We start from the raw sequence: 22,008 nt of genomic DNA, 5'->3' as shown, positions 1-22,008 counted from the left end.
AGCTCAGGACACCGCGTTGACCTGAATGTGATAAACGCCCCACGGGCAAAGGGTGAACCGCTCCTTGAGCGGTTTGCCCGCCAGTGCGGGAATCGCAGCCGGGTCATACACCGCCCACAACGGCCCGAGTCCGCCCAGCGCGAGCGGCTTGTCGTCGATATGCGTGGCAAGCAGGAACCGGTACTCACGCACTTGCCCCAGTGTGGTCGCCACGACGTAGCCGTCGATGGCGCGCAGCAGCACCTGCGTTGCCGGATTCGACGGCGCGCCCGCCTGTGTAAGCACGTCGGCCAGACGCGGGCCGCGCAACGTATGCGGCTTGGCGTCGTATTCGAGCGTCGGACGGATCGTCTGGGCGGACATGCGCGTGAGCATGGCGAAGTCGAGCGCATATCCCGCATCGAATTGCACCAGTTGCTTGTGGAACAGTTGATCCAGTGCCGGATCGACGGGGCCGCGATTGTGGCGCTCGATCGCACCGGAAATCGTGACGAGCGGCGTCGACACCGGGGCGGACGACGCCCCCGCAGAAGGCCCCGATACACTCGATACGCCCGGCTTGGCGAGCACGGGCACCGATGCGCCCAGTGCCACGGCACCGGCTAGGAATTGACGTTTTTTCATGGCGAAGGAAGAAGCGGATGGCACGACGCTGGCGCGTGCGGCGAGCCGCCGCACAGTCGCACGAGCGTACCATTGATGCCCCCTGACCTGCCAACGTCATTGGCTTGCCAGGCGGCCTCACGCCATCAACGCCTTATTGAGTCAGCCGGTCGCCTTCTCGAACATGAAGTGCACCCGGCCGTCGCGGATCGGCAGAATGTCGGGCCGGTCGTCGCCCACTTCCGCATCGAGCCGGTCGTTGAGCAGCGCGTTCATCGCAAGCAGCAAAGCGCCATTGGCACGGGGCGACAGCGCGAGATTGTGCGACTCGGTCGGATCGGCGTGCAAGTCGTAAAGCTCCACGTCATTACTGGCGAAAAGCGTTTCGAGCGACGTCGGCCGATTGAACTGCTCGGGAGAGAAATAGCGCGAGAAGCGGTAACGCCCATCGAAAACACTGCGGATCATGCCGCGATGCCGGAAGTCGGGTTGACGCGCGATCACCCGCCGATGGATCTCCTCGATCGGCACGCCTTTCTGACGCAACGTTGCATACTCCTGTGCCAGCCACTCGCTGTCGTAGTACAGCAGCATCGCGTAATTGAAGAGTGCTGCCGGGCGCAGCGCGTCGACGGCCTGCCGCTCGGGGCGTCGCAGCAACGGCGTCAGGTCGTGTCCGTGTGCCGCGTCGCCTGCCACGCGGGCAACGCCTGCGGCGTCGAGCCCCGTCAATCCGAGCAGCGTCGGCGTGATGTCCAGATGCGAACTGAGGGCCGCGCATTGCTTCCCGCCCGGATAGGCCGGGTGACGAATGACGAGCGGCACGTGGTTCTGCTCGCGGTAGGCCGTCGGCCCCTTCCCCACGAGCTTGTGCGCGCCGACATGGTCGCCATGATCCGCACTCATCACCACGATGGTGTTCTTGTCGATGCCCAGCTCGCGCAGCGTGTCGAGCAGCTTCACCACGTGCGTGTCGCAATCGCGAATGCAGTTGAAGTAATAGTCCTGATAGACCTGGAGCCGCGCGTCGTCGAGCGGATAGTCGCCGACCAGCACGCCCTCGGCGGCGTTGTAGACACCGTGCGCGGCCGGACGCCCCGGCGCATCGTAGGCCTGCTTACGCGTGGCGGCGAGCGGCACATTCCAGTGCGCGTCGTAAATCGCATTCTTCGGGGGACGGGCGTTGCCCAACGTCGGCCCGCTGGCGTTCTGCGTGTCGACGCCTGCGGGATCGGTGTTCAGGAACATGGCGTCGTGCGGATTGACGAGGTTGACCGCCATGAACCACGGTTTCTGTTCGCTCGCCAGTTGTGCACCGCGTCCGCGTAGCCACGACACTGCCGACGATGTCGTCAGACCGTCGTAGGTGTAGCCGCCACGCACGCGTCCGATCAGATCGCCCACGCCGAAGTAGTCGTCGAAACCGTACGACTTGAACAGCGCGTTGTACGCCTGCGTCGGGGTGTCGTAGGGCGTGTGGTTCTGATGCAGCTTGCCGCTCAGATGCCATTTGCCCAGATAGGCGGCGTAATACCCCGCGTCCCGCATCATGTGACCGATGGTGCGAAGGTCGGTCGACATGTCCGGCTGCCACGGAATGCCGCAGTTATCGAATACGCGCGTGTGCTGAATGTGCTGCCCGGTGTACACAACGGAGCGCGACGGCGAGCAAACGCAGGCCGCGATCTGGTGATTCATGAACGTCACGCCCTCGCGGCGCAAGCGCTCCCGGCCCGGCACCGGGAACGGCCACTTGTCGAAGTGCCGCTCCTGATCCGTCAGGATGAACAGAATGTTGTAGCCCTTTGGCGGCGTGGCAGGCGCTTCCTGCGGCATCGTGTAACCGTCGTCGACATGCGGCTCACGGTGGCTGGACGTCGGTGCGGCCAAGGCCGAAGACGTCAGTCCTGCCGACGCGACCGCCGCACCGGCCTGCTTCAGAAAGCCCCGCCGCGACGGGTTCGGTCCTGACGATGGCGTTGAGGTGACGTCGTCGTTCGACGCTGCGGGGGACGAAGGCTTGTGGGGTGTCATGCGTCTCGCTCCTGAGAAGGCGCCAACGTCGTGCGACGCGTCGGCTACCGGATGGGAGTCTCATTATTTGGCAAGACTCAGTACACATCGATGAAAAGTCACGCTATATTCATTACCAAAATGACATCAATAGCGCGGCGTCGCTAAGTCTACCTACCCCTTGAATCCCTCACTCCCTTAGCCATGACCGAAGCGCGCCCCTCCCCAAGTCCGGACGCCGGGCCCCTCGCCCGTCAGATCCCGGCCGTGCTGCGCAAGCTACGCATTCGTGACCTTGAGACACTCCGGTGGCTGGGCCGCACACGCAGTTTTGCCCGGACGGCGGAGGCGGCAGCGATTACCCAGCCGGCGCTGTCCAAGTGGTTGCGCGAGATCGAGCAGGCGCTGGGCGTCGCGCTGTTCGAACGCACCACGCGGCGCGTCACGCCAACGCCCTATGGCGATGCACTGCTGGAACGCGCCGAGCGCATGCTGACCGACCTCGCGGGCGTGGCGCCCGCCATGCAGGCGTTGCGCGACGGGCTGGCCAAGCCCGTCAACGTCGGCATTCTTCCCGGTATGGCGAGCGTACTGATGCCCCAGACGCTCGCCCGGCTCGAACGCACCGGCCCGGCGCTACGCATCAATTTGCTCGAAGAGACGCTCGATCGCCTGCTGCCCCGCGCGCAATGGCACGAGATCGATCTGCTCATCTGCCGACTGGACGAAACCGCGATGAATGCAGGCTTCGGGGTCGTGCCGCTCTATGACGACGAGGTTCGCGTCTTCGGCGCGCGCCATCATCCGCTCGTCTCGCATCCGTCACCGGACTGGGCCGACGCTGCGCGCTACCCATGGATCGTGCCGCCTCCGGGCACGCCGATGCGCCGTGCCATCGATACCGAATTCGCACACCAGGGGCTGCCGCTGCCGCGCGTCATCATGGAGTCCGTCACGCTCATGACCAACGCCAGCACGGCGCAGGCGATGCCTTGCCTGTTCCTGGCATCACGTCTGGGCGTGGCGCGCTCGCCGCTGGGGGCGTCGTTGCATGATTTCGGTTTGCGGTTTTCGCACGTTGCACCAACGGTCGGCGTATTGCATGGTCACGCGCCGAGTGCCGCTGCACTCGCACTCATCGACGTCTTGCAGGACGTATCCCACACGCTCTCGCCCCCGTCTCGCGCGTCCTCCTGAAAGCACTCGGCGCCAGCGGCCCGGCCCCAGTCCCAAGGGCCGAAGCTGGGAAATCCCTCGAAGTGGGTCGGCGGGCGATCCTGCCGCCCCGTTTTCATCCGAGGCGCCTAAATCATCGAAACGCAACATCACTTGAAAAATCGCCGCTAAGTCATTGATTGTTTATAACTTTACGTGGCATAGTCGCGCCAGCGGGCGTTCGCACGCACTAAGTGTCTCCTAAGTTTCGCGCGCTATCGTGCGCCCGTGCCGTCCTCCGTGGTCGGCAAGATTTAGGCGTAGGCTGACTTGGCCACGCCAGAATGCGTACGGAAAACCATGCGGATATTGCTCGTAGAAGACGACTCCATGATCGGAGAGGCCATGATGCAGGCGCTCAAGGACGCCTCCTATGCGGCCGACTGGTGTCGTGACGGCGATGCCGCGCTGGCCGCCCTCGCCGCCCATGCCTACGACCTGATGCTGCTCGACCTCGGCCTGCCGGGGCGCGACGGCTGGGAAGTCCTGCGTGCCCATCGTGGCGCGGGCGGGCGTACACCGATCATCGTCGTCACGGCTCGCGACGGCGCCGAAGACATCATTCAGGGCCTCGATCTCGGTGCCGACGACTTCGTCGTGAAGCCGTTCGAAGTGGGCGAGCTGCTTGCCCGCATGCGTGCGGTGATCCGGCGTCACGCCGGGGTGGCCGTGCCGGTGCTGACCAACGGCGCGCTCGCGCTCGATCCCGCCACCCATCAGGCGACGTACGGCGAGAACAGTTGCGTGCTTTCGGCACGCGAATACGCGCTGCTGCATGCGTTGATGCTTCGCCCGGGCACGATCCTGTCGCGCGACGCCCTCGAACACCGCCTGTACGGCTGGGGTGAAGAGATCGAGAGCAACATGATCGACTTCCTGATTCACTCCATTCGCAAGAAGCTCGGGGCGGACGTCATCCGTAATATCCGTGGCGCGGGCTGGCTGGTGCCCAAGGCATGATGCGTTCCTTGCAGTCGCGACTGGTGGTCACGCTCTCGGCCTGCGCGCTGGGGCTGGCCATCGTTGCCGGTTTCGTCTCCTACGCTGCGGCGTTTCGTGAAGCCTACCGGTTTCAGGACGACCAACTGCTGCAACTCGCCGCCCTTGTCGATACACGCAATCTCGCCGGTGCCGACAGCGCCATGCACGGCCTGCCGATTCAGGATCACGACTATCGTCTGACGGTACAACGTCTCGGCGGCACGTTTCCGGTGACGTTGTCCGACGGCTTTCACACCGTCAACACCGGCGACCATACCTGGCGCGCTTTCGTGCGCACCATCGGACCGGAACTGCGCATCGTCGTCGCGCAACCGACCGAGGGGCGCAACGAGATCGCACGCAATAGCGGTTTGCGCACCGCACTACCGTTCGTCGTGTTCGTGCCGCTGCTCATCGCCGCCATCGTCTGGACGGTTCGCCGCGCATGGCGTCCCGTGCAGCAACTGGCTGCCGAAGTCGACAAACGGCGCGATACCGATCTGCGTGGGCTCGATACGCAAGGGGCGCCGACCGAGATCGAGCCGTTCATCGTGTCGATCAACCGTCTGCTGTCCCGCCTCGACAAGGCGCTCGACGAACAACGCCGGTTCGTCGCCGACGCCGCGCACGAATTGCGCTCGCCCGTTACCGCACTGGTGATTCAGTCGGAGAACCTCGACCGCGCACTCGAACCCGCAGGGCTCGACGCGGAAACGCGGAACCGTCTGACCAAGCTCAAGAGCGGTTTGCGACGCACCCGGACCCTGATCGAACAGTTGCTCACGCTTGCGAGAGCCCAAAGCGCCCCGATCGTGCCCGCCCCGCCGCTGGTGCTGCTGCCCGCCGTGCACGAAGCGCTGGAAGACGTATTCGTGCTCGCCGACCGCAAGCAGATCGTGCTCGATCTCGTCGACGCCTCGTCGAATGCCACCGCGAACCCGCCCGGACGGTCCGGCCTGCGTGTCGCCGGTGCGAAACGCGACATCGTCACGCTGCTGGGCAATATCGTCGGCAATGCCGTGCGTTACACCCCGGCGGGCGGCACGGTATCGGTGCGTCTGTCGTCGACCGCGAGCGATGTGATCATCGACGTGATCGACTCCGGTCCCGGCATCGATGCCGACAAGCGTGAGCGCGTGTTCGACGCGTTCTATCGCGCCACCGATCATCGCGAATCCCGCGATCACGGCGGCGAAGGCACCGGACTGGGACTGGCGATCGTGCGGGCCATCGTCGACAGGCTCGGCGGACAGGTCCAGTTGCAGGACGCCAGCGCGTCAGCGCCTCGCGGCCTGCATGTCCATGTCGCACTTCCGAACCCGGACAATCCAGACAATCCGCAGCACTCGCAAAGCACACATCACCCGGCCAATGGGACTACCGAGCCCACGCGGGGGGCTCAGGGGTTACAGTCTCCCGGCGCTCACAACAGTTAACCGCCTCATCACCTCATCCATCAAGACGGAAGCTTCGCATTCATGTCCACACGTCCTCAACGTGACGCCGGGTTAGAGCCCTGGCCGATTTCTCCGGCGGCCCTGCTGTGGCTGCTGATCGTGTTCGCGCTGGTCTGGTTCGGCGTGCTGAATCTGCGCCACCTGATCTCCAGCGACGAAGGCCGCTACGCCGAAATGGCCCGCGAAATGCTGGTCACGGGCGACTGGGTCACACCGCGCTACAACGGGTACCTGTATTTCGAGAAGCCGCCGTTCCAGACCTGGATGAACGCACTCACGTTCATGGTCTTCGGTCTCGGTGACTGGCAGGCGCGTCTGTGGACGGCGCTGACCGGTTTCGGCGGCGTGCTGCTCGTGGGTTATACCGGCCGTCGCGTGTTCAGCGCCCGCGCGGGCTTCTTCGCCGCCCTCACGCTGGCAAGCGCCCCGCTGTGGAGCCTGCTCGGTCACTTCAACGTGCTCGACATGGGGCTGTCGTTCATGATGACGCTGGTCCTGTGCTCGCTGCTGCTTGCCCAGCGCCCGGGTCTCACCGACACGCAGACGCGTAACTGGATGTGGCTGTGCTGGGCCGCGATGGGGCTGTCGATCCTGAGCAAGGGCCTGATCGGCGTGGTACTGCCCGGTGCCGTGCTCGTGATCTACACCCTGATTGCACGCGACTGGGCCTTGTGGAAACGCCTGCATCTCGTGAGCGGCCTGATCGTGATGCTCGCCGTCACCGTGCCGTGGTTCGCCGCTGTGATGTCGCGCAATCCGTCGTTCTTCGAATTTTTCTTCATCAACGAGCACTTCAACCGCTTCCTGAAGCCGGACCACAACCGCCCGGGCGCCCTCTGGTACTTCGTGCCGGTGCTGATCGTCGGTTTCCTGCCGTGGCTGTCGATGATCCCGCGCGCCTTCGCGGGCTCGCGTGCCGTGCCGCGTCAGGCGAACGGCTTCCGTCCGGTGTTGATGATCACGGTCTGGGCCGTCTTCATCTTCTGCTTCTTCTCGCTCTCGCACTCGAAGCTGATTTCGTACGTGCTGCCGATCGTGCCGGCCATCGCCATGCTGTTCGGTCTCGGACTGGCCGGCATGACCCGCGAGTCGCTGCGCAAGCACCTGATCGTGTCCGTCGTGCTGTTCGTGGCGACGATCGTCACGGGCCTCGTGTTCCTCTCGCATCACTCGGACAGCCGTAACACCGTCGAGGCCTACCATGCGTTCACGAACTACCTGTATGCGGCGAGCGTGGTCGGTCTGATCGGCATCGGCATCACGCGCTGGTTGAGCACGCGCAGTACCAAACAGGCGCTGATCGCCTTCGCCGGCACTTGGCTCGCCTTCGCGATGATCGGCGGCTCGGGCCACGAAGCGTTCGGACGCGCCAGCTCGGGGGTGGATCTGGTGCCGGCCGTGCGCGCGGAGATGGATCGACTGGGGCCGGACACGCCGTTCTACTCGGTCGGCACGCTCGATCACACGATGCCCTATTACCTGCATCAGCCGATGATCATGGTCGCGGTACAGGACGAGCTTGAGTTCGGCATCTCGCAAGCGCCGGATAGCTGGGTGCCCACGCTGGAGAAGTTCGTGGATGTCTGGATGGCCGATCCGAAGGCGCTCGCGCTGGTCGATCCGGAGAAGTTCACGGTGCTGGAGACGCTCGGCCTGCCGATGAAGGTCATTGCGCGCGATAACCGTCGCGTCATCATCGAGAAACCGACGGATGCGGCGTCCGCCAGTGGCGGCACGCCTGCCGATGCTCCCATAGCAGCTTCGGCAGCTTCGGCAGCTCCGACGGCGTCATCGCCCGCCGCCAACTGATCGGCAAAGCACAACGAAAAACGGCTGAGCACGGTACTTCCGTCTCAGCCGTTTTTCTTTTGGGTCAATGCTTTAACGCATTGACCTCAACGAATTACTTCGCTTTCTTCTTGACGCCCGCGGGCTTGGCGTTGCCGACCGACACCCCTGCCTCGGCCGTGAGCATCAGGAAGGTGAAGGTCTCTTCCAGATACAGACGAACCGTCGTGGCCGTGTGGTCGAGGTAGCCGATGGAGACGTCCTGACCGATGTGCATCTCGTAGTCGCCACCGCGCGTCGAGACGATACAACCGCCATCGATCGCCGGCGCCCAGATGATCTCGCCGCTCACGATGTGGCCGATGTGCTCCAGAATCGGGTAGCCCTGATCGTTCGCTTCCGCGACGGCCGTGTAGGCATCGGCACCCAGCAACACGCTGTACGGACCGTCGACACCTTCCAGACGCAGTTGTTCGAGCGCCTTGGCGATCACGGTCGGGTAATCGGCGATGTTGTCCGGCAGCGGTAGCACCGGGTTCGACGTGCCCTGACGCACGCCCGTGATGCGAGCCGCTTCATAGCCGTCGAAAATGGCACGGTCTTCGGCATACGCCAGCTTGATGGCGGCGTCCTTGGCCGGTTGCCAGTCGGAGTCGTTCGCACCGCGTTCGACATCGTCGATGGCTTCGCGCGACAGCTCGAACGGCACACGCAGCGCCACGAGCGGCTTCACTTCGCGCTGACGCGCGCCCACGCCGTCGAGCGGCGCATCGATCGACGTCTGATGACCGGTGCCGACGCCCGCGAGCGCCAGACCGCCCGGGCCTTTCACGTCGACCACACGACGGGCGGCCACCGTACGCTTGAATGTGCGGGCCACCTCTTCTTCGATCTGCGCCCACGCGGCGCTCGAAATGGGGGCCAGTTCGCGATGCAGGTTATTCATGCCTGAGAAACTCCTTTGAGCGATCCGATTTGCAGCGAGCCGTCCGCAGGTGCGGGGCTTGCCTGATGAGAAGCCTGAGCGTCGAGGACCTGCACGCCGGAAGGCTGTGCGTCGATCAACGTCTTGATAGCCTGACCAGCGCCGGCCGCAGCCGCCACCGGTTCACGTTCGGCCAACGATTCCAGCAGTGAGGCCGAGGGCACGAAGAACAGCCCGCCGGTCACCGCCGTGCTGAAGTCCAGCAAGCGATCGTAGTTACCGGGCGGCTTGCCGACGAACATGTTCTCCAGCATCTGCTCGATGGGCCACGGCGAGCGCGCGTAGCCAATGAAGAACGTGCCGAACTCGCCCGAGCCGGGGCGGCCGAACGGCATGTTGTCGCGCAGGATCTTCACTTCCTTGCCGTCGACTTCGAGCGTGGTGAGCGCGCTGTGCGAATTGCTCGGCTTGACGTCCTCGTCGAGCTCGACGTCCGAGAACTTGGTGCGGCCGATGATGCGCTCCTGCACCTCCACCGGCAACGCATTCCAGCCCGTCATGTCATGCAGGTACTTTTGCACCAGCACGTAGCTGCCACCGGCGAAGTCGGGGTCTTCGTCGCCCATTACCGTGAAGTCGAGCGCTTCCTGGCCTTCGGGGTTCTCGGTGCCGTCGACGAAGCCGATCATCGCGCGCATGTCGAAATAGCGGAAGCCGTGAACCTCGTCGACGACGGTCACGGCATCGCCCAGCTTGTTCAGCATGAGCGTGGCGAGGTCGAAGCACAGGTCCATCTGCTCTGCGCGGATGTGCAGCAACAGATCGCCGGGGGTGGCCGGGGCGTGACGCTTGCCGGCACCGAATTCGCGGAACGGATGCAGCTCCGCCGGGCGCGGGTCGCCGAACAGGCGATCCCAGGCGTTGTCGCTGAAACCCACCACGCATGACAGATTGCCGCTCGGCACGCGCTTGCCGACCGAGCGGACATACGCGGCGGCATCGGCACACCAACTGCGAACCGCGGCGTGTGCGGCTTCGTCGTCGCGAACGGTGGCGACGAGAAAGATGGCGCTACGGGTGACGGTGCCGGAAACGGGCTGGGGTTCGGGGGCAGGCTCGGGAGCAGAGGCGGGGCGAGAAATCGGACGTTCGATCATTGCTTTCCTGCTTGGGACTTGAGTTCTTGCCGCTGACGAGGGCCAAATCCGGTCGGCAAACCGACCGAAGGCTATCGGACAGTGACTTTTGGTGTGTCAACTTTATAACGCAACACACCGTAATATGCCACTCCCATCGACATCTCCGCTACCGGGCCCTTGTGCGACGCGGGTTTACGGGCGGTCGCATCAATTCTGTCAATTTCGCCATATTCGCGCCATTTTGGCGTTGGTGGCGCGCCCATAACATGGCGGCGTTCCTTCCGGTACCGGTGGCGCGCCCGCGTGCGCATTCACCGGACGGCCCTTGTTCCGTACGCCTGCGACTGCGCCCGAGCGCGTCTGAATCATGTGGATTGTCAACGTTGCGCTCAAACGGCCCTACACGTTCATCGTGATGGCCATTCTGATTCTGCTCGCCACGCCGCTCGCGCTCCTGCGCACGCCCGTGGACGTGCTGCCGGAAATCAACATCCCTGTCATCAGCATCATCTGGACCTATAACGGGCTGTCCGCGCAGGACATTGCCGACCGGATGATCTCCGGCAACGAACGCGGGTTGACGACCACCGTCAACAACATCGAGCACATCGAGTCGCAATCGTTGCCCGGCATCGGCATCATCAAAATCTTCCTGCAACCGACGGCCAACATTCAGACGGCCATCGCGCAGGTCGTCGCCGTCGAACAGGCGCAGGTCAAGCAAATGCCGCCGGGGGCCACGCCGCCACTGGTCATCAGCTATTCGGCCTCGTCGATCCCGGTCATGCAACTGGGTCTGTCTAGCCCGAGCCTGTCGGAGCCGGCACTCAACGACACCGCGCTCAATTTCCTGCGTCCCCAGCTCGTCACGATCCCGGGGGCGGCCGTGCCGTACCCGTATGGCGGCAAGACACGTCTGATCTCGGTCGACATCGACACGCGCGCCCTGCTCGCCAAGGGTCTCACGGCGCAGGACGTGGTCGCCGCCGTCAACGCCCAGAACCTGATCCTGCCCACGGGTACCGCCAAGATCGGGCCGCGCGAGTACACCGTCGACATGAACGGTTCGCCGCCGACGGTCGAAGGGCTGAACAACATTCCGGTGCGCACCGTGGCCGGCGCCACGACCTATCTGCGTGAGGTGGCGCACGTGCGCACGGGCTTCTCGCCGCAGACGAACATCGTGCGGCAAAACGGCCAGCGCGGCGTGCTCATGTCAATCATGAAGACCGGCGATGCGTCTACGCTGTCTGTCGTCGATTCACTCAAGGCGCTGTTGCCCGAAGCCCGGGCGGCCTTGCCTGCCGACCTGCATATCTCGGCGCTGTTCGACCAGTCGGTCTTCGTGAAGGCTGCCGTGCAGGGTGTGATTCACGAGGCGCTGATCGCCGCCGCGCTCACGGCGGCCATGATCCTGCTCTTTCTCGGCAACTGGCGCAGCACCTGCATCATCGCCATCTCGATTCCGCTCTCGATCCTCTCCTCGCTGCTCGCGCTGCATGCGCTCGGCCAGACGATCAACATCATGACGCTGGGCGGACTGGCGCTCGCGGTGGGGATTCTGGTCGACGATGCGACGGTCACCATCGAGAACATCGAGCGGCATTTACACATGGGCACGCCGCTGCATCAGGCGATTCTCGACGGGGCGGGGGAAATCGCCGTCCCCGCGCTCGTCTCGACGCTGTGTATCTGTATCGTCTTCGTGCCGATGTTCTTCCTGACCGGCGTGGCGCGCTACCTGTTCGTGCCGCTGGCCGAGGCCGTGGTGTTCGCCATGCTGGCGTCGTACGTGCTCTCGCGTACGCTGGTGCCCACGCTGGCCATGCTGCTCATGGGCCACGCCCATCCGAGCGATCCGAACGCCAAACCCGGCATGTTCCGTCGCATCTATCTACGCTTCGATGCCGGCTTCGAGCGCATGCGCGGGGCGTACATCGTGGTGCTGTCCACGCTGCTCGTCCGCCGCCGGGTCTTCGCCACGGGCTTCCTCGCGTTCTGCGTGCTGTCGATGGGGCTGGTGTTCGCGCTGGGCGCCGACTTTTTCCCGTCGGTCGATGCGGGCAACATCCGCATGCACATGCGGGCGCCGACCGGCACGCGTATCGAGGAAACGGCGCGTCTGGCCGACGAGGTCGAGAAAGTCGTGCGCGAAGTAGTCCCGGCGAACGAACTCGAAACCATCCTGGACAACCTCGGCCTGCCCTACAGCGGTATCAACCTCTCATATAGCAACTCGGGCACGATCGGCACGCTCGACGGTGAGATCCAGATCGCACTGACGCCGGACCACCATCCGAGCGCGACTTACGTCGACAAGCTGCGCGCCCTGCTACCGCAACGTTTCCCGGGCGTGGAGTTCTTCTTCCAGCCGGCGGACATCGTCACGCAGATTCTCAACTTCGGTCTGCCCGCCGCCATCGACATTCAGATCAGCGGCAACCAGCAGCTGGCGAACTTCGATGTGGCGACAAAACTGCTCAAGCAGGTGCGTCAAGTGCCGGGCACGGTCGACACGCACATCCAGCAACGGGTGAACTCGCCGACGATTCACCTCGACATGGATCGCACGCGGTTGCAGCAGTTGAACCTGAACGCCAATGCCGTCGCGCAGAACGTCCTGATTTCGCTCTCGGGTAGCTCGCAGACGTCGCCGGGCTTCTGGTTCAACGAACAGAACGGCGTGGAGTACAGCCTGTCGGTGCAGTCGCCGCAGTACCGCATCAGCTCGATGGACGATCTGCTGCGTCTGCCGGTCGCAGGCACGGCCAATAACGGCCAGCCCCAGTTGCTCGCCAACTTCGTGAAGGTCGAGCCGACGCAGCGCTTCGCCGTCGTCAGTCACTACAACATCCGCCCGGTCATCGACATCTTCGTGAGCGTGGAAGGCCGGGATCTGGGCAGCGTGGCGAGCGACATCGACAAGCTCGTGACGCAGGCGCGCAAGGATTTGCCGCGCGGCAGCCAGATCGTCGTACGCGGTCAGGTCAGCACGATGCAAAGCTCCTATCTGGGGCTGGGCATCGGCGTGGCGATGGCCATTGTGCTGGTCTACCTGCTGATCGTGGTGAATTTCCAGTCGTGGGTCGATCCGCTCATCATCGTGAGCGCCCTGCCCGCCGCCCTCGCCGGCATTGTCTGGATGCTGTTCCTGTCCGGTACGCGACTCTCGGTACCGGCGCTAACCGGCGCCATCATGACCATGGGGGTCGCCACCGCCAACAGTATTCTCGTGGTGGCCTTCGCACGGCAGCGCATGGAAGCCGGCATGGCGCCGCTCAAGGCCGCGCTGGAAGCGGGCGCCAGCCGGATTCGTCCGGTGCTGATGACCGCGCTGGCCATGATTATCGGGATGGTGCCGATGGCGCTGGGCCTCGGCGAAGGCGCCGAACAGAACGCGCCGCTGGGGCGTGCCGTGATCGGTGGACTGATGTTCGCTACGGTCTCGACGCTCTTCTTCGTGCCGCTGGTCTTCGCGGGCGTTCATACGCGACTGGCGCGCCGTAAGGCGCGACGAGCGGGCAACACCCCGGCACCGGCGCAAGGCGACAGCCATGACAGCACAGGACACTAACGACCGCGCTGGCCGCGCCAATCGTATCGCGAGCAACGAGTGCAGCGAGGGCATCGAACGAGATAGCGCGGCCCCAAGTGCCCGAGGCGCAAAAACCATCGCCTCACCTACCAGATATCAAGATTTGACGGGTTGAACGACATGACCGAGAAACATCACGCCGAACTGGCCATTCCCGAGCACGATCCTGCCGACGGCCGGCAGTTGCCCCCGCGTCACGGCGAATTCCGGCGCGCCAAGATCGCGCTCATCGTCGTCGCGCTGCTGCTGGTCGCCGGCGCGGCACGCACCACGATCTCCAACGCGCTGCAACGCCGCGACGTCGCCGATGTGACCGCACAAAACGCAAAGCAGTACGTGAGCGTGGTCACGCCGCAGGCCACCGAAGCCAGCGAAACGCTGCTGCCCGCCACGCTGCGCGGCGCCGTGGAGTCGCCGATCTACGCCCGGGCGACGGGTTATCTGCTGCACCGCTACGTCGACATTGGCGCACGGGTGAAGCAGGGCCAGTTGCTCGCCGACCTCGATACGCCGGAAATCGATCAGGAACTCGCACAGGCCATCGCACAGCGTAATCAGATCAGCGCCAGCCTCGGCCTCGCCAAGTCGTCGCTCGATCGCTGGGCAACTGCGTCAACGTGACGCCGTCTCGCAACAGGAGCTCGACGAGCGCCAGAGCACGTACACGCAGGGCGTGGCGAACCTCGCCGCCGCCGACGCCAACGTCAAGCGGCTTCAGCAACTGGAGTCGTTCAAGCGAATCGTTGCCCCCTTCGACGGTGTGATCACGCAGCGCAATGTCGACATCGGCGACCTGATCGCCGCAGGCAGCGGCAGCAGTCAGGCGCTGTTCTCACTCGCGCAGACCGATCCGCTGCGCGTCTACGTGCAGGTACCGCAGGCGTATGCGCAAGGCGTGGCCGTCGGCCAGCCGGTCATCGTCACGCAGGCCGAACTGCCGGGCCAGCACTTCCAGGGCAAGATCACCCATGTGTCGGGCGCGATCGACGTGACGACACGCTCGCTGCAAATCGAAGCCGCCCTGCCCAATCCCGACGGCAAACTGCGCCCCGGCGCCTACGTGCAACTGGCCTTGCCGAGCGCCGTGCAGGCGCACCTGAGTGTGCCGGCCAACGCACTGCTGTTCCGTGCCGAAGGCCCTCGCGTGGCGGTCGTCGACGATCAGGGCGTGGTGCATCTGCAAAAAATCGTGATCGCCAAGGATCTCGGGCAGTCGCTGGAACTGGCCGACGGCGTGTCGCCGACCGACCATGTCATCGTCAACCCGAGCGACTCCATCGACGACGGCGATCACGTGCAGGCCAAGGCGCTCGCCGTGAAAGGGGGCTCGGGTAGCAAGCCCAAGAGCAGCAACGCGAAGCCGCAGGGGGATCAGTCGTGAGCCCGGCCATTCGTCCGGAAGTCCGCACGCCGGGGCACCCGATCGTACGCCGCGCGCAACGTAGCGCGACACGACTTGCCGCGGCAGCGCTTTGCGCCCTGCTCGGCGCCTGCGCGGTCGGCCCGGACTATCATCGCCCCGAGGTCTCGACACCTGCCGACTGGAAAACGGACGGTTTCTGGAAGCTCGCACAACCGTCGCACGCAGCGTTGCAGCCCGACTGGTGGAAGGCGTTCCAGGAACCGGCGCTCGATGCGCTTGAAACGCAGGCTCTCGCCCAGAACCAGACGCTTGCCGCCGCCGTCGCGCACTACGATCAGGCGCAGGCGACGCTCGCCGGCACCTCCGCGCAACGGTTGCCGGAAGTCGATGCGTCCTTCGGGCTAGCGCGCCAGCGTATCTCGGCGAACCGGCCGGTGACGAGCTATTCGTCGAGCAGCATGTCGACGGTGCAGAACAACGTGCAATTGGGCCTCGGCGTCAGCTACGACACCGATCTGTTCGGGCGCATCCGACGTCAGGTCGAAGGCGCGCAGGCGTCTGCCGAACAGGCGGGCGACGATCTCGCGAACGCGCGCCTGGTGCTCACGACGCAACTGGCCACCGCGTACTTTCAGTTGCGTGCGCTGGACGCCGAGATCAAGGTGCTCGACCAGTCGGTCCTGTTGCAGCAGAAGGCGCTCGATTACGTCAGCGCTCAGCACGATCTGGGCGCGGTTTCGGGCCTCGACGTGCTTCAGCAGCAATCGCAACTCGATTCGACGCGCGTGCAGGCGCGTTTGCTGCACCAGCAGCGCGATCAATACGAGCATGCGATTGCCGCCCTCGTCGGCGTTCCCGCCCCGGCGTTCTCCGTGGCCGAGGGGCCACTGCCGAAGGCGTTGCCGCCGATTCCGCTGGGCGTGCCGAGCGACATCCTGCAACGACGCCCCGACGTCGCCTCGGCCGAACGCAGCATGGCCGCCGCGAACGCGCAGATCGGCGTAGCAAAGGCCGCGTTCTTCCCCAGCCTGATGCTCAATCCGGGCATTGGCTGGCAAAGCACCGAGTTTGCCAATCTGCTCTCCGCACCTAGCCTGCTGTGGACGCTGGGCACGCTCGCGTCGCAGGCCATCTTCGACGGCGGACGACGTCAGGCCAACGTCGACTTCGCCAGCGCCGGCTATCGCGGCGTCGAGGCGAACTACCGCCAGACGGTGCTCACCGCGTTCCAGCAAGTGCAGGACGGCGTGACCGGCCTGTCGGTGCTGGACGCCGCCGCACGGGAATCTCGCGCGGCCGTCGTCGACGCCGAACGTCTGCTCAGCCTCGCCAACGACCGCTACTCCGGCGGCCTGACGGCCTACCTGAGCGTGATTACGGCGCAGCAGGCGGCGCTCGCGAGCGAGCGTCAGGATGTACAGATTCGTGGCCAGCAACTCGTGCTGTCGGTCGCGTTGGTCAAGGCGCTGGGTGGCGGATGGCAACCGTCCGAGACCGCTTCCACCTCGTCGGCCGACGCTCCATCTGACTCGTATAATGCGCAAAGATGAGGGGACGACATGAAAGTACTGATCGTTGAAGACGAACAAAAGGTAGTGGACTATCTGCGCGCCGGCCTGACCGAGCAAGGCTGGGTGGTCGACGTTGCGCTCGATGGCGAGGAAGGCACGCATCTGGCGCTGGAGTTCGACTATGACGTGATCGTGCTGGACGTCATGCTGCCCAAACGCGATGGCTTCGCCGTGCTGGGGTCGTTGCGCGAACGCAAGTCAACGCCGGTCATCATGCTCACGGCGCGTGATCACGTGAACGACCGGGTGCGCGGCTTGCGCGAAGGGGCCGACGATTACCTGACGAAGCCGTTTTCCTTCATCGAGCTCGTCGAACGCCTGCACGCCCTCGCCCGCCGTACGCGGGTGCAGGAGTCCACACTGATTTCGGTCGGCGACCTGTTCGTCGATCTCATCGGACGCCGTGCCACGCGCGACGGTCACCGCCTCGACCTCACCGCCAAGGAGTTCCAGTTGCTATCGGTGCTGGCACGCCGTCAGGGCGATATTCTCTCGAAGACGGCCATTACCGAACTGGTCTGGGACGTCAACTTCGATAGCCACACGAACGTCGTCGAGACCGCCATCAAGCGCCTGCGCGCGAAGCTCGACGGCCCCTTCACTACCAAGCTGCTGCACACCGTGCGCGGCATGGGCTATGTGCTGGAGGTTCGCGAGGCGTAAGCTGTAAGCCCGCCTACGCGAACCTGCACCCGAACGCTACCGTGAAACACTCGATCTCCCGCCGCCTTGCCGCCATGTTCGCCGTTGTGGCGCTGTCGGTGTTCGCGCTCGTGGGCGCGGCGTTGTATCTGGTGTTACGCGTGCAACTGGAGCGTCACCTGCGCGAGTCGCTCGACGACCGTGCACAGATCGCCCACATCATCGTCTATCACGGCGGCACCCCCGAGAAGTGGCAGATCGTGCGGGAAAAACTGAGCGACATGACCCCGCGCGACGGCACCACGACCTATTCGGTCACCAGCGACGACCCGCGATACACGTTCGGCACGCCCGTGGGCGGCATGTTCGTCAAGCGACTGTCCAACGGGTATGTACGGTTAAGCCCCGACAACGGCGGCGACGACATGCTGACCACGCGCGAGATTCTGCCGCCCTATGGCACGCGTCCTGCCGTCGTCCTGCAAGTTGCCGCGAGCTACGCCCCCAACGAGCAGACGTTGCGGGCCTTCGGCCTGAGTCTTGCCGCGCTCTCGGGGCTGGGCGCACTCGGCGTGCTGCTGCTGACCTTCTCCGTCACGCGTCTCGGCCTGTCGCCGTTGCGGCGGCTCACACGCGAAGCGTCCGAAATTCGGCCCGACAACCGGAAGCAGCGCCTCGTGACCCGCTCGCTGCCCGTCGAACTCGACGATCTGGCGCACTCGTTCAACGGTGCACTGGCCCGGCTCGACAGCGCTTACGAGCGACTTGAATCATTCAACGCTGACGTGGCGCACGAGTTACGCACGCCCGTCACCATCCTGATCGGGCAGACGGAAGTCGCGCTTACACGCGACCGGCCAGTCGAGGAATTGCGTGTCCTGCTGCAATCGAACCTCGAAGAACTGGGGCGCATGCGCACCATCATCAACGACATGCTGTTCCTGTCGCGCGCCGATCAGGGCGAACGCGCCACGGGCCTCACTGCCGTATCGCTTGGCAGCGAGGCCGCGCATACGCTGGAGTTTCTGGAGATTCCGCTGGAAGAGGCGCAGGTCAGCGCGCGTCTGCACGGCAGTGCGTTCGCACACGTCAACAAGGCGTTGTTCGGCCGGGCGCTGGCCAATCTGGTCATCAACGCCGTGGAGCATTGCGCGCCGGGCGCCAACATCGACGTCCGTATCTCGCCGAGACCGGACGACGCGCGCCAAGTGCATATCGAAGTTGTCAACCCGGGGGCGCCGATCCCGCCGGAAGTGCTCAAGCACCTGTTCGACCGGTTCTACCGGGCGGAGGCCTCGCGCACGAACAGTCGCGAGAATCACGGGCTGGGACTGGCGATCGTGAAGGCCATTGCCGAGATGCACGGCGGGACGGTATGGGCGCGCAGCGCAGACGGCTTCAACGCGTTCGGCTTTTCCGTGATCGCCAAGGCGGGCGGCAAAGACGACGACGGGACGCCTGCGCCGTCGCCTGCTACCGATGCGCCGTCATCATCGACACCGACATCACTGGCGCGTCAAACGCCGTGACGGCCGAGGTTGTTCGCCTGCGACATGGCATGCGGCGTGAAACCGGTCAACGTCTCGCCCAGGGCTTCCCGAGCGTAGGCTGCGGCCACCGTCATCTGCGCAAGACGCGCACGTAACTCCAGATTTTCCCGCTCGAGATGGTGGACTCGCCGCATGGCATCCGCCACATCGGCGCCATCACCGAGCGCATGATGACTCTCGGGCATGGCGTCGAGCAACGTCATGGCGCGCGCCAGATTCTGCTCCAGTTGCTGCGCCCAGACGACCCCGCCAGCCCCCGGCATCGAGCCAAAGGCAGGAATGGCGGGCGTTTCGAACATTGCGCGTGCCCGAACGATGGCCTTTTGCACCGTACCGGCGCTCGGACGGCGCGTCACGCCCGACTGCGCCATGAAACGCAGATAGGTTTGCGCACCGTAAATGCGGTGCGCGGCTTTCCACGCGTCCGCCAGGAACGCATCGAGGAAGGCGGGATTGTTGTGGGGGTGTGCTGCGTCCGCATCGCGTGCGGCACCAAGCAAGGCAGCATAGGTTGCATCGTCGAACTTCAAGGCGGACCGTGCCATGGCGATCTCCGGGTGCTTGCCGTATCAGGGGGGACGCTGTGCGCCGATGCACCGGATCGCGCACCGACAACACCACGTTGACGACAGTCATGCAGTCATGACGGCTACGGGCAGCGCGCCGCAGCCGTCAGACGATACCTCAGGGCTTCGGTGCCGATGCCGGAACCGGCGGGACTCGCGGCTTCGACGTGCGCTTGGCCGACGGATCGGGCGTCACGGCAATCGCAACGGCTTCGGTGTAATTCACCGTGACGGCGTCGCCGACCTTCACGCCTTCCAGCAATTTCGGATCTTCGACGTTGACGTCGACGGTGCGCTGCGGGCCGCGCAGCGTGACGACATTCGACTTGCGATCGATGCGCTGCACCGTGGCCACCACCTTCAGATTGCGTGCGGCGTCGGCAGCAGGCTTCTCCCCCGGTGCGGCGCGATTTGCGCCTTCAGTCACGACACGGCTGCGAATGCCGTCTCCCGGTGCCACGGAAATCGCGACGGAACGCTCGTACGCGACGATGATCTTGTCACCTTTACGCAGTTGCTCGAAGTTCTGCACCGCCGGGCCAACCAGAAACGTCACCGGTTTGCCCTGTTCGTCCGCGACTTTGATACTGCGATTCTTCACGTCGACGCCAAGCAAGGTCGTGCGATATTCGACAACGCCACCCGCAACGATCGGCGCCGGACGTGCCGCATCCTGCGCATGAACCACCGTTCCCAACGACAGCAGACCAGCCAACATCATGGCGTTCGCGAGCTTCATGGTGAGTCCTTTTGTTATCGAAGAATGCGATTCCCATATCCGGGATCGCAAATTAGTTAATTATCCGAACTAAAACAACGGGAATTCCCGACCGCGTAGAAACCCGTACGTTTCCATCGGATAGTAACAAAATAATTCAAAGCTGCAAGTTCGTTCTGAATTGCATACCAAATATCGCAATCTATTCTTGTCATTTAAATTGCCCGAATTTTTCCATACATGAACGAAGAATTCCCGAGTTATGGGGAAAATAAGTATCGCGATTTGATATAGATCAGTACTTCTCGTCAACTCCGGCAGCGACAGATTCACCACGAACGGAAAAACAGATACACCTTGTTACAAAAATACTTACGAGTTTCAAGTAATTCCTAATCCATTCGGATGATCTTTTCGAAGCTTGACAGTTTGCAATCCGAATTACTATTCTGATTCAATACCCTCCATCTAATGCCGCACAGGCATTGCTTTGCCGGTGTCGTGCCCGCACGTCGTTGTCGTCCCGTTCAATTTCAATATTCGAATGAGGTCACACAGTGCCTTTCCCCGACTCCCGCCGGGCTTCCCGGCCGCACCTCCCCCTTGCCGTTGTGGTCACCCTGCTGACCGGGGCTCTGCTTGGGGCCGCGCCCGTGCTGGCCCAGGCGCCCGGATCAGACAGCTCGACACCGGCTCAGGCGATGCCGGAAATGCAGCAAGGAGCGGTCGATGCGCTCACGAAAATGAGTCGTTATCTGCGGTCGCTCAAACGCTTTCATGTCGATGCCGATACCGTGACGGATGCCGTGTTGAGCACCGGACAAAACATCGGCTTCCTGCATCACACTGCGCTTTCCGTTCAACGCCCCGATAAAGTGCGTGCCGTGGTCAGCGGACAGGCGCGCCATCGTGGCTTCGTATACGACGGCAAAACCTTCACGCTTTACGAGCAGTCGCAGGGCAAACGTTTTTACAGTCAGGTTGGCGCGCCACCGACTATCGATGCATTGATTCGCGATATCGATGAGAAGTACCAGGTCGGCATGCCGCTCGCGGATCTTTTCTATTGGGGAATGGATCCCGACGATGCGGCGCAATTGCGCTCGGCACTGTTTATCGGGCTTGACCGGGTCGGTGGCGAATGGTGCAACCACTACGCGTATCAGCAACCCGATGTCGATTGGGAATTGTGGATCAGCGCCGGCTCGCGGCCGCTGCCGTGCCGTTTCGTCATCACGGATACGTCGCAACCGTCACGCCCCCGGCACTCGGTGAATTACCGCTGGAATGTGAACCCGACCTTCCCTGCGGGCACATTCACCTACACCGCACCGGCAGGCGCGCAACGTATCGAAATGCGCCCGCCGTCGGCCGCAACGCAAGACGAACCGGTGGCGGGAGGTCAGCGATGATGCGAACGACCTCACGTCCAACGGCCACAGCCGATTCGCGCAAACCACGCATCGCTGCCGTGGCCCGTGCCACCTGTCTGGCCGCCGCTGCGATACTCGTCCTGACGTCGACGGCCAGCCATGGCTTCGGTTTTCGCGGCGGTGCGCGCACCAGCCTTCACGGCGGTGGCGGCGGTTTCCACGGCGGCAGCGTTCAGGGGGGCGGTGCGTCCCATCAGGGCAATCTGAGCGGCGCCACACGAGGCGGCATGCCAGCACATGCCAATACCGGTGGCCCACCAAATGGCGGCGGGCAATCCCACGCCGGTGGGCAGCCTCCGGGGCCGGGACCACAACCCGGCCCGGGCCCGCACCCAAACCCCGGACCCGGACCAAGTCCTTCGCCGAATCCCGGCCCCGGGCCGCACCCACCCGGGCCACCGCCCGGGCCGGGGCCGGGACCCGGACCTGATCCCCATCCCCCGGGCCCA

General features: G+C 64.2%; 16 protein-coding genes and 1 pseudogene. 10 read left to right on the top strand and 7 right to left on the bottom strand.

Features of this window, described 5'->3' with window-relative positions; all coding sequences use genetic code 11:
* Positions 1 to 3 precede the first annotated feature (3 nt).
* Entirely contained in the window at positions 4 to 624 is a 621-nt protein-coding gene (locus A9762_RS20165; RefSeq protein ID WP_069343795.1) for a molybdopterin-dependent oxidoreductase, read from the bottom strand.
* 141 nt (positions 625 to 765) lie between these two features.
* Complete coding sequence (locus A9762_RS20160; RefSeq protein ID WP_083254131.1) at positions 766 to 2,637, bottom strand: sulfatase-like hydrolase/transferase; 1,872 nt, start codon at positions 2,635 to 2,637, stop codon at positions 766 to 768.
* Between the two features lie 183 nt (positions 2,638 to 2,820).
* Here A9762_RS20160 and A9762_RS20155 point away from each other — a divergent pair, with 183 nt between their 5' ends.
* From A9762_RS20155 to A9762_RS20140, 4 genes are all read left to right on the top strand, one after another.
* Positions 2,821 to 3,813: a LysR family transcriptional regulator gene (locus A9762_RS20155; RefSeq protein ID WP_069343794.1), complete on the top strand. Its 993-nt coding sequence runs from the start codon at positions 2,821 to 2,823 to the stop codon at positions 3,811 to 3,813.
* 318 nt (positions 3,814 to 4,131) lie between these two features.
* Positions 4,132 to 4,791, top strand: a complete 660-nt coding sequence (locus A9762_RS20150; protein ID WP_069343793.1) for a response regulator transcription factor — start codon at positions 4,132 to 4,134, stop codon at positions 4,789 to 4,791.
* Entirely contained in the window at positions 4,788 to 6,248 is a 1,461-nt protein-coding gene (locus A9762_RS20145; protein WP_083254130.1) for a HAMP domain-containing sensor histidine kinase, read from the top strand. Before A9762_RS20150 ends, A9762_RS20145 begins: the two co-directional genes overlap by 4 nt.
* A 42-nt stretch (positions 6,249 to 6,290) precedes the next feature.
* The gene (locus tag A9762_RS20140) at positions 6,291 to 8,078 is read left to right on the top strand and encodes a glycosyltransferase family 39 protein (protein ID WP_083254129.1); all 1,788 of its coding nucleotides are present in this window, start codon (positions 6,291 to 6,293) and stop codon (positions 8,076 to 8,078) included.
* A gap of 94 nt (positions 8,079 to 8,172) precedes the next feature.
* Here A9762_RS20140 and A9762_RS20135 read toward each other — a convergent pair whose 3' ends face one another.
* Both A9762_RS20135 and A9762_RS20130 read right to left on the bottom strand, forming a co-directional pair.
* Positions 8,173 to 9,003 carry a family 1 encapsulin nanocompartment shell protein gene (locus tag A9762_RS20135; protein ID WP_069343791.1) on the bottom strand — a complete coding sequence of 277 codons (831 nt, stop codon included), beginning with the start codon at positions 9,001 to 9,003 and terminating at the stop codon, positions 8,173 to 8,175.
* Positions 9,000 to 10,139 (bottom strand): Dyp-type peroxidase, encoded by a 1,140-nt coding sequence (locus A9762_RS20130; RefSeq protein WP_069343790.1) that lies wholly within the window; start codon positions 10,137 to 10,139, stop codon positions 9,000 to 9,002. The genes A9762_RS20135 and A9762_RS20130 overlap by 4 nt, the downstream gene beginning before the upstream one ends.
* 349 nt (positions 10,140 to 10,488) lie before the next feature.
* Between A9762_RS20130 and A9762_RS20125 the strand changes: the two genes are divergently transcribed.
* The 5 genes and pseudogenes from A9762_RS20125 (at position 10,489) to A9762_RS20105 (ending at position 18,821) form a co-directional block, all read left to right on the top strand.
* Positions 10,489 to 13,695, top strand: a complete 3,207-nt coding sequence (locus tag A9762_RS20125) for an efflux RND transporter permease subunit (protein WP_069343789.1) — start codon at positions 10,489 to 10,491, stop codon at positions 13,693 to 13,695.
* Between the two features lie 141 nt (positions 13,696 to 13,836).
* Positions 13,837 to 15,097 (top strand): annotated as a pseudogene (locus tag A9762_RS20120) (efflux RND transporter periplasmic adaptor subunit).
* Between the two features lie 41 nt (positions 15,098 to 15,138).
* A complete protein-coding gene (locus A9762_RS20115) occupies positions 15,139 to 16,629 on the top strand; it encodes an efflux transporter outer membrane subunit (RefSeq protein WP_069343809.1) in 1,491 nt (496 codons plus the stop codon).
* 9 nt (positions 16,630 to 16,638) lie between these two features.
* Positions 16,639 to 17,313 carry a heavy metal response regulator transcription factor gene (locus tag A9762_RS20110; RefSeq protein ID WP_069343788.1) on the top strand — a complete coding sequence of 225 codons (675 nt, stop codon included), beginning with the start codon at positions 16,639 to 16,641 and terminating at the stop codon, positions 17,311 to 17,313.
* 41 nt (positions 17,314 to 17,354) lie between these two features.
* The gene (locus A9762_RS20105) at positions 17,355 to 18,821 is read left to right on the top strand and encodes a heavy metal sensor histidine kinase (RefSeq protein WP_083254128.1); all 1,467 of its coding nucleotides are present in this window, start codon (positions 17,355 to 17,357) and stop codon (positions 18,819 to 18,821) included.
* On the opposite strand, the gene A9762_RS20100 is transcribed toward A9762_RS20105, so the two are convergent.
* Positions 18,809 to 19,387 carry a hypothetical protein gene (locus A9762_RS20100; protein ID WP_069343786.1) on the bottom strand — a complete coding sequence of 193 codons (579 nt, stop codon included), beginning with the start codon at positions 19,385 to 19,387 and terminating at the stop codon, positions 18,809 to 18,811. The two genes, A9762_RS20105 and A9762_RS20100, sit on opposite strands and share 13 nt — an antisense overlap.
* 139 nt (positions 19,388 to 19,526) lie before the next feature.
* Positions 19,527 to 20,147: a hypothetical protein gene (locus A9762_RS20095; RefSeq protein ID WP_069343785.1), complete on the bottom strand. Its 621-nt coding sequence runs from the start codon at positions 20,145 to 20,147 to the stop codon at positions 19,527 to 19,529.
* 689 nt (positions 20,148 to 20,836) lie between these two features.
* Here A9762_RS20095 and A9762_RS20090 point away from each other — a divergent pair.
* On the top strand, positions 20,837 to 21,538 hold the full coding sequence (locus A9762_RS20090) for a DUF2092 domain-containing protein (protein WP_170836286.1): 702 nt from the start codon (positions 20,837 to 20,839) through the stop codon (positions 21,536 to 21,538).
* Between the two features lie 11 nt (positions 21,539 to 21,549).
* Here A9762_RS20090 and A9762_RS20085 read toward each other — a convergent pair whose 3' ends face one another.
* Positions 21,550 to 21,834 carry a hypothetical protein gene (locus A9762_RS20085; RefSeq protein ID WP_069343784.1) on the bottom strand — a complete coding sequence of 95 codons (285 nt, stop codon included), beginning with the start codon at positions 21,832 to 21,834 and terminating at the stop codon, positions 21,550 to 21,552.
* Positions 21,835 to 22,008: the final 174 nt, after the last annotated feature.

This window comes from Pandoraea sp. ISTKB, assembly GCF_001721285.1.
Lineage (GTDB): Bacteria > Pseudomonadota > Gammaproteobacteria > Burkholderiales > Burkholderiaceae > Pandoraea > Pandoraea capi.
Note: the sequence above shows the minus strand (reverse complement) of the source record. Positions and strands in the feature narration are given on the sequence as shown.

Bases quoted from the DNA above. Each gene is read 5' to 3' on its own strand.
- A9762_RS20130 (WP_069343790.1), bottom strand. From the start codon at position 10,139: ATGATCGAACGTCCGATTTCTCGCCCCGCCTCTGCTCCCGAGCCTGCC.
- A9762_RS20135 (WP_069343791.1), bottom strand. From the start codon at position 9,003: ATGAATAACCTGCATCGCGAACTGGCCCCCATTTCGAGCGCCGCGTGG.
- A9762_RS20110 (WP_069343788.1), top strand. From the start codon at position 16,639: ATGAAAGTACTGATCGTTGAAGACGAACAAAAGGTAGTGGACTATCTG.
- A9762_RS20155 (WP_069343794.1), top strand. From the start codon at position 2,821: ATGACCGAAGCGCGCCCCTCCCCAAGTCCGGACGCCGGGCCCCTCGCC.
- A9762_RS20145 (WP_083254130.1), top strand. From the start codon at position 4,788: ATGATGCGTTCCTTGCAGTCGCGACTGGTGGTCACGCTCTCGGCCTGC.
- A9762_RS20090 (WP_170836286.1), top strand. From the start codon at position 20,837: ATGCAGCAAGGAGCGGTCGATGCGCTCACGAAAATGAGTCGTTATCTG.
- A9762_RS20160 (WP_083254131.1), bottom strand. From the start codon at position 2,637: ATGACACCCCACAAGCCTTCGTCCCCCGCAGCGTCGAACGACGACGTC.
- A9762_RS20100 (WP_069343786.1), bottom strand. From the start codon at position 19,387: ATGGCACGGTCCGCCTTGAAGTTCGACGATGCAACCTATGCTGCCTTG.
- A9762_RS20140 (WP_083254129.1), top strand. From the start codon at position 6,291: ATGTCCACACGTCCTCAACGTGACGCCGGGTTAGAGCCCTGGCCGATT.
- A9762_RS20095 (WP_069343785.1), bottom strand. From the start codon at position 20,147: ATGAAGCTCGCGAACGCCATGATGTTGGCTGGTCTGCTGTCGTTGGGA.
- A9762_RS20125 (WP_069343789.1), top strand. From the start codon at position 10,489: ATGTGGATTGTCAACGTTGCGCTCAAACGGCCCTACACGTTCATCGTG.
- A9762_RS20150 (WP_069343793.1), top strand. From the start codon at position 4,132: ATGCGGATATTGCTCGTAGAAGACGACTCCATGATCGGAGAGGCCATG.
- A9762_RS20165 (WP_069343795.1), bottom strand. From the start codon at position 624: ATGAAAAAACGTCAATTCCTAGCCGGTGCCGTGGCACTGGGCGCATCG.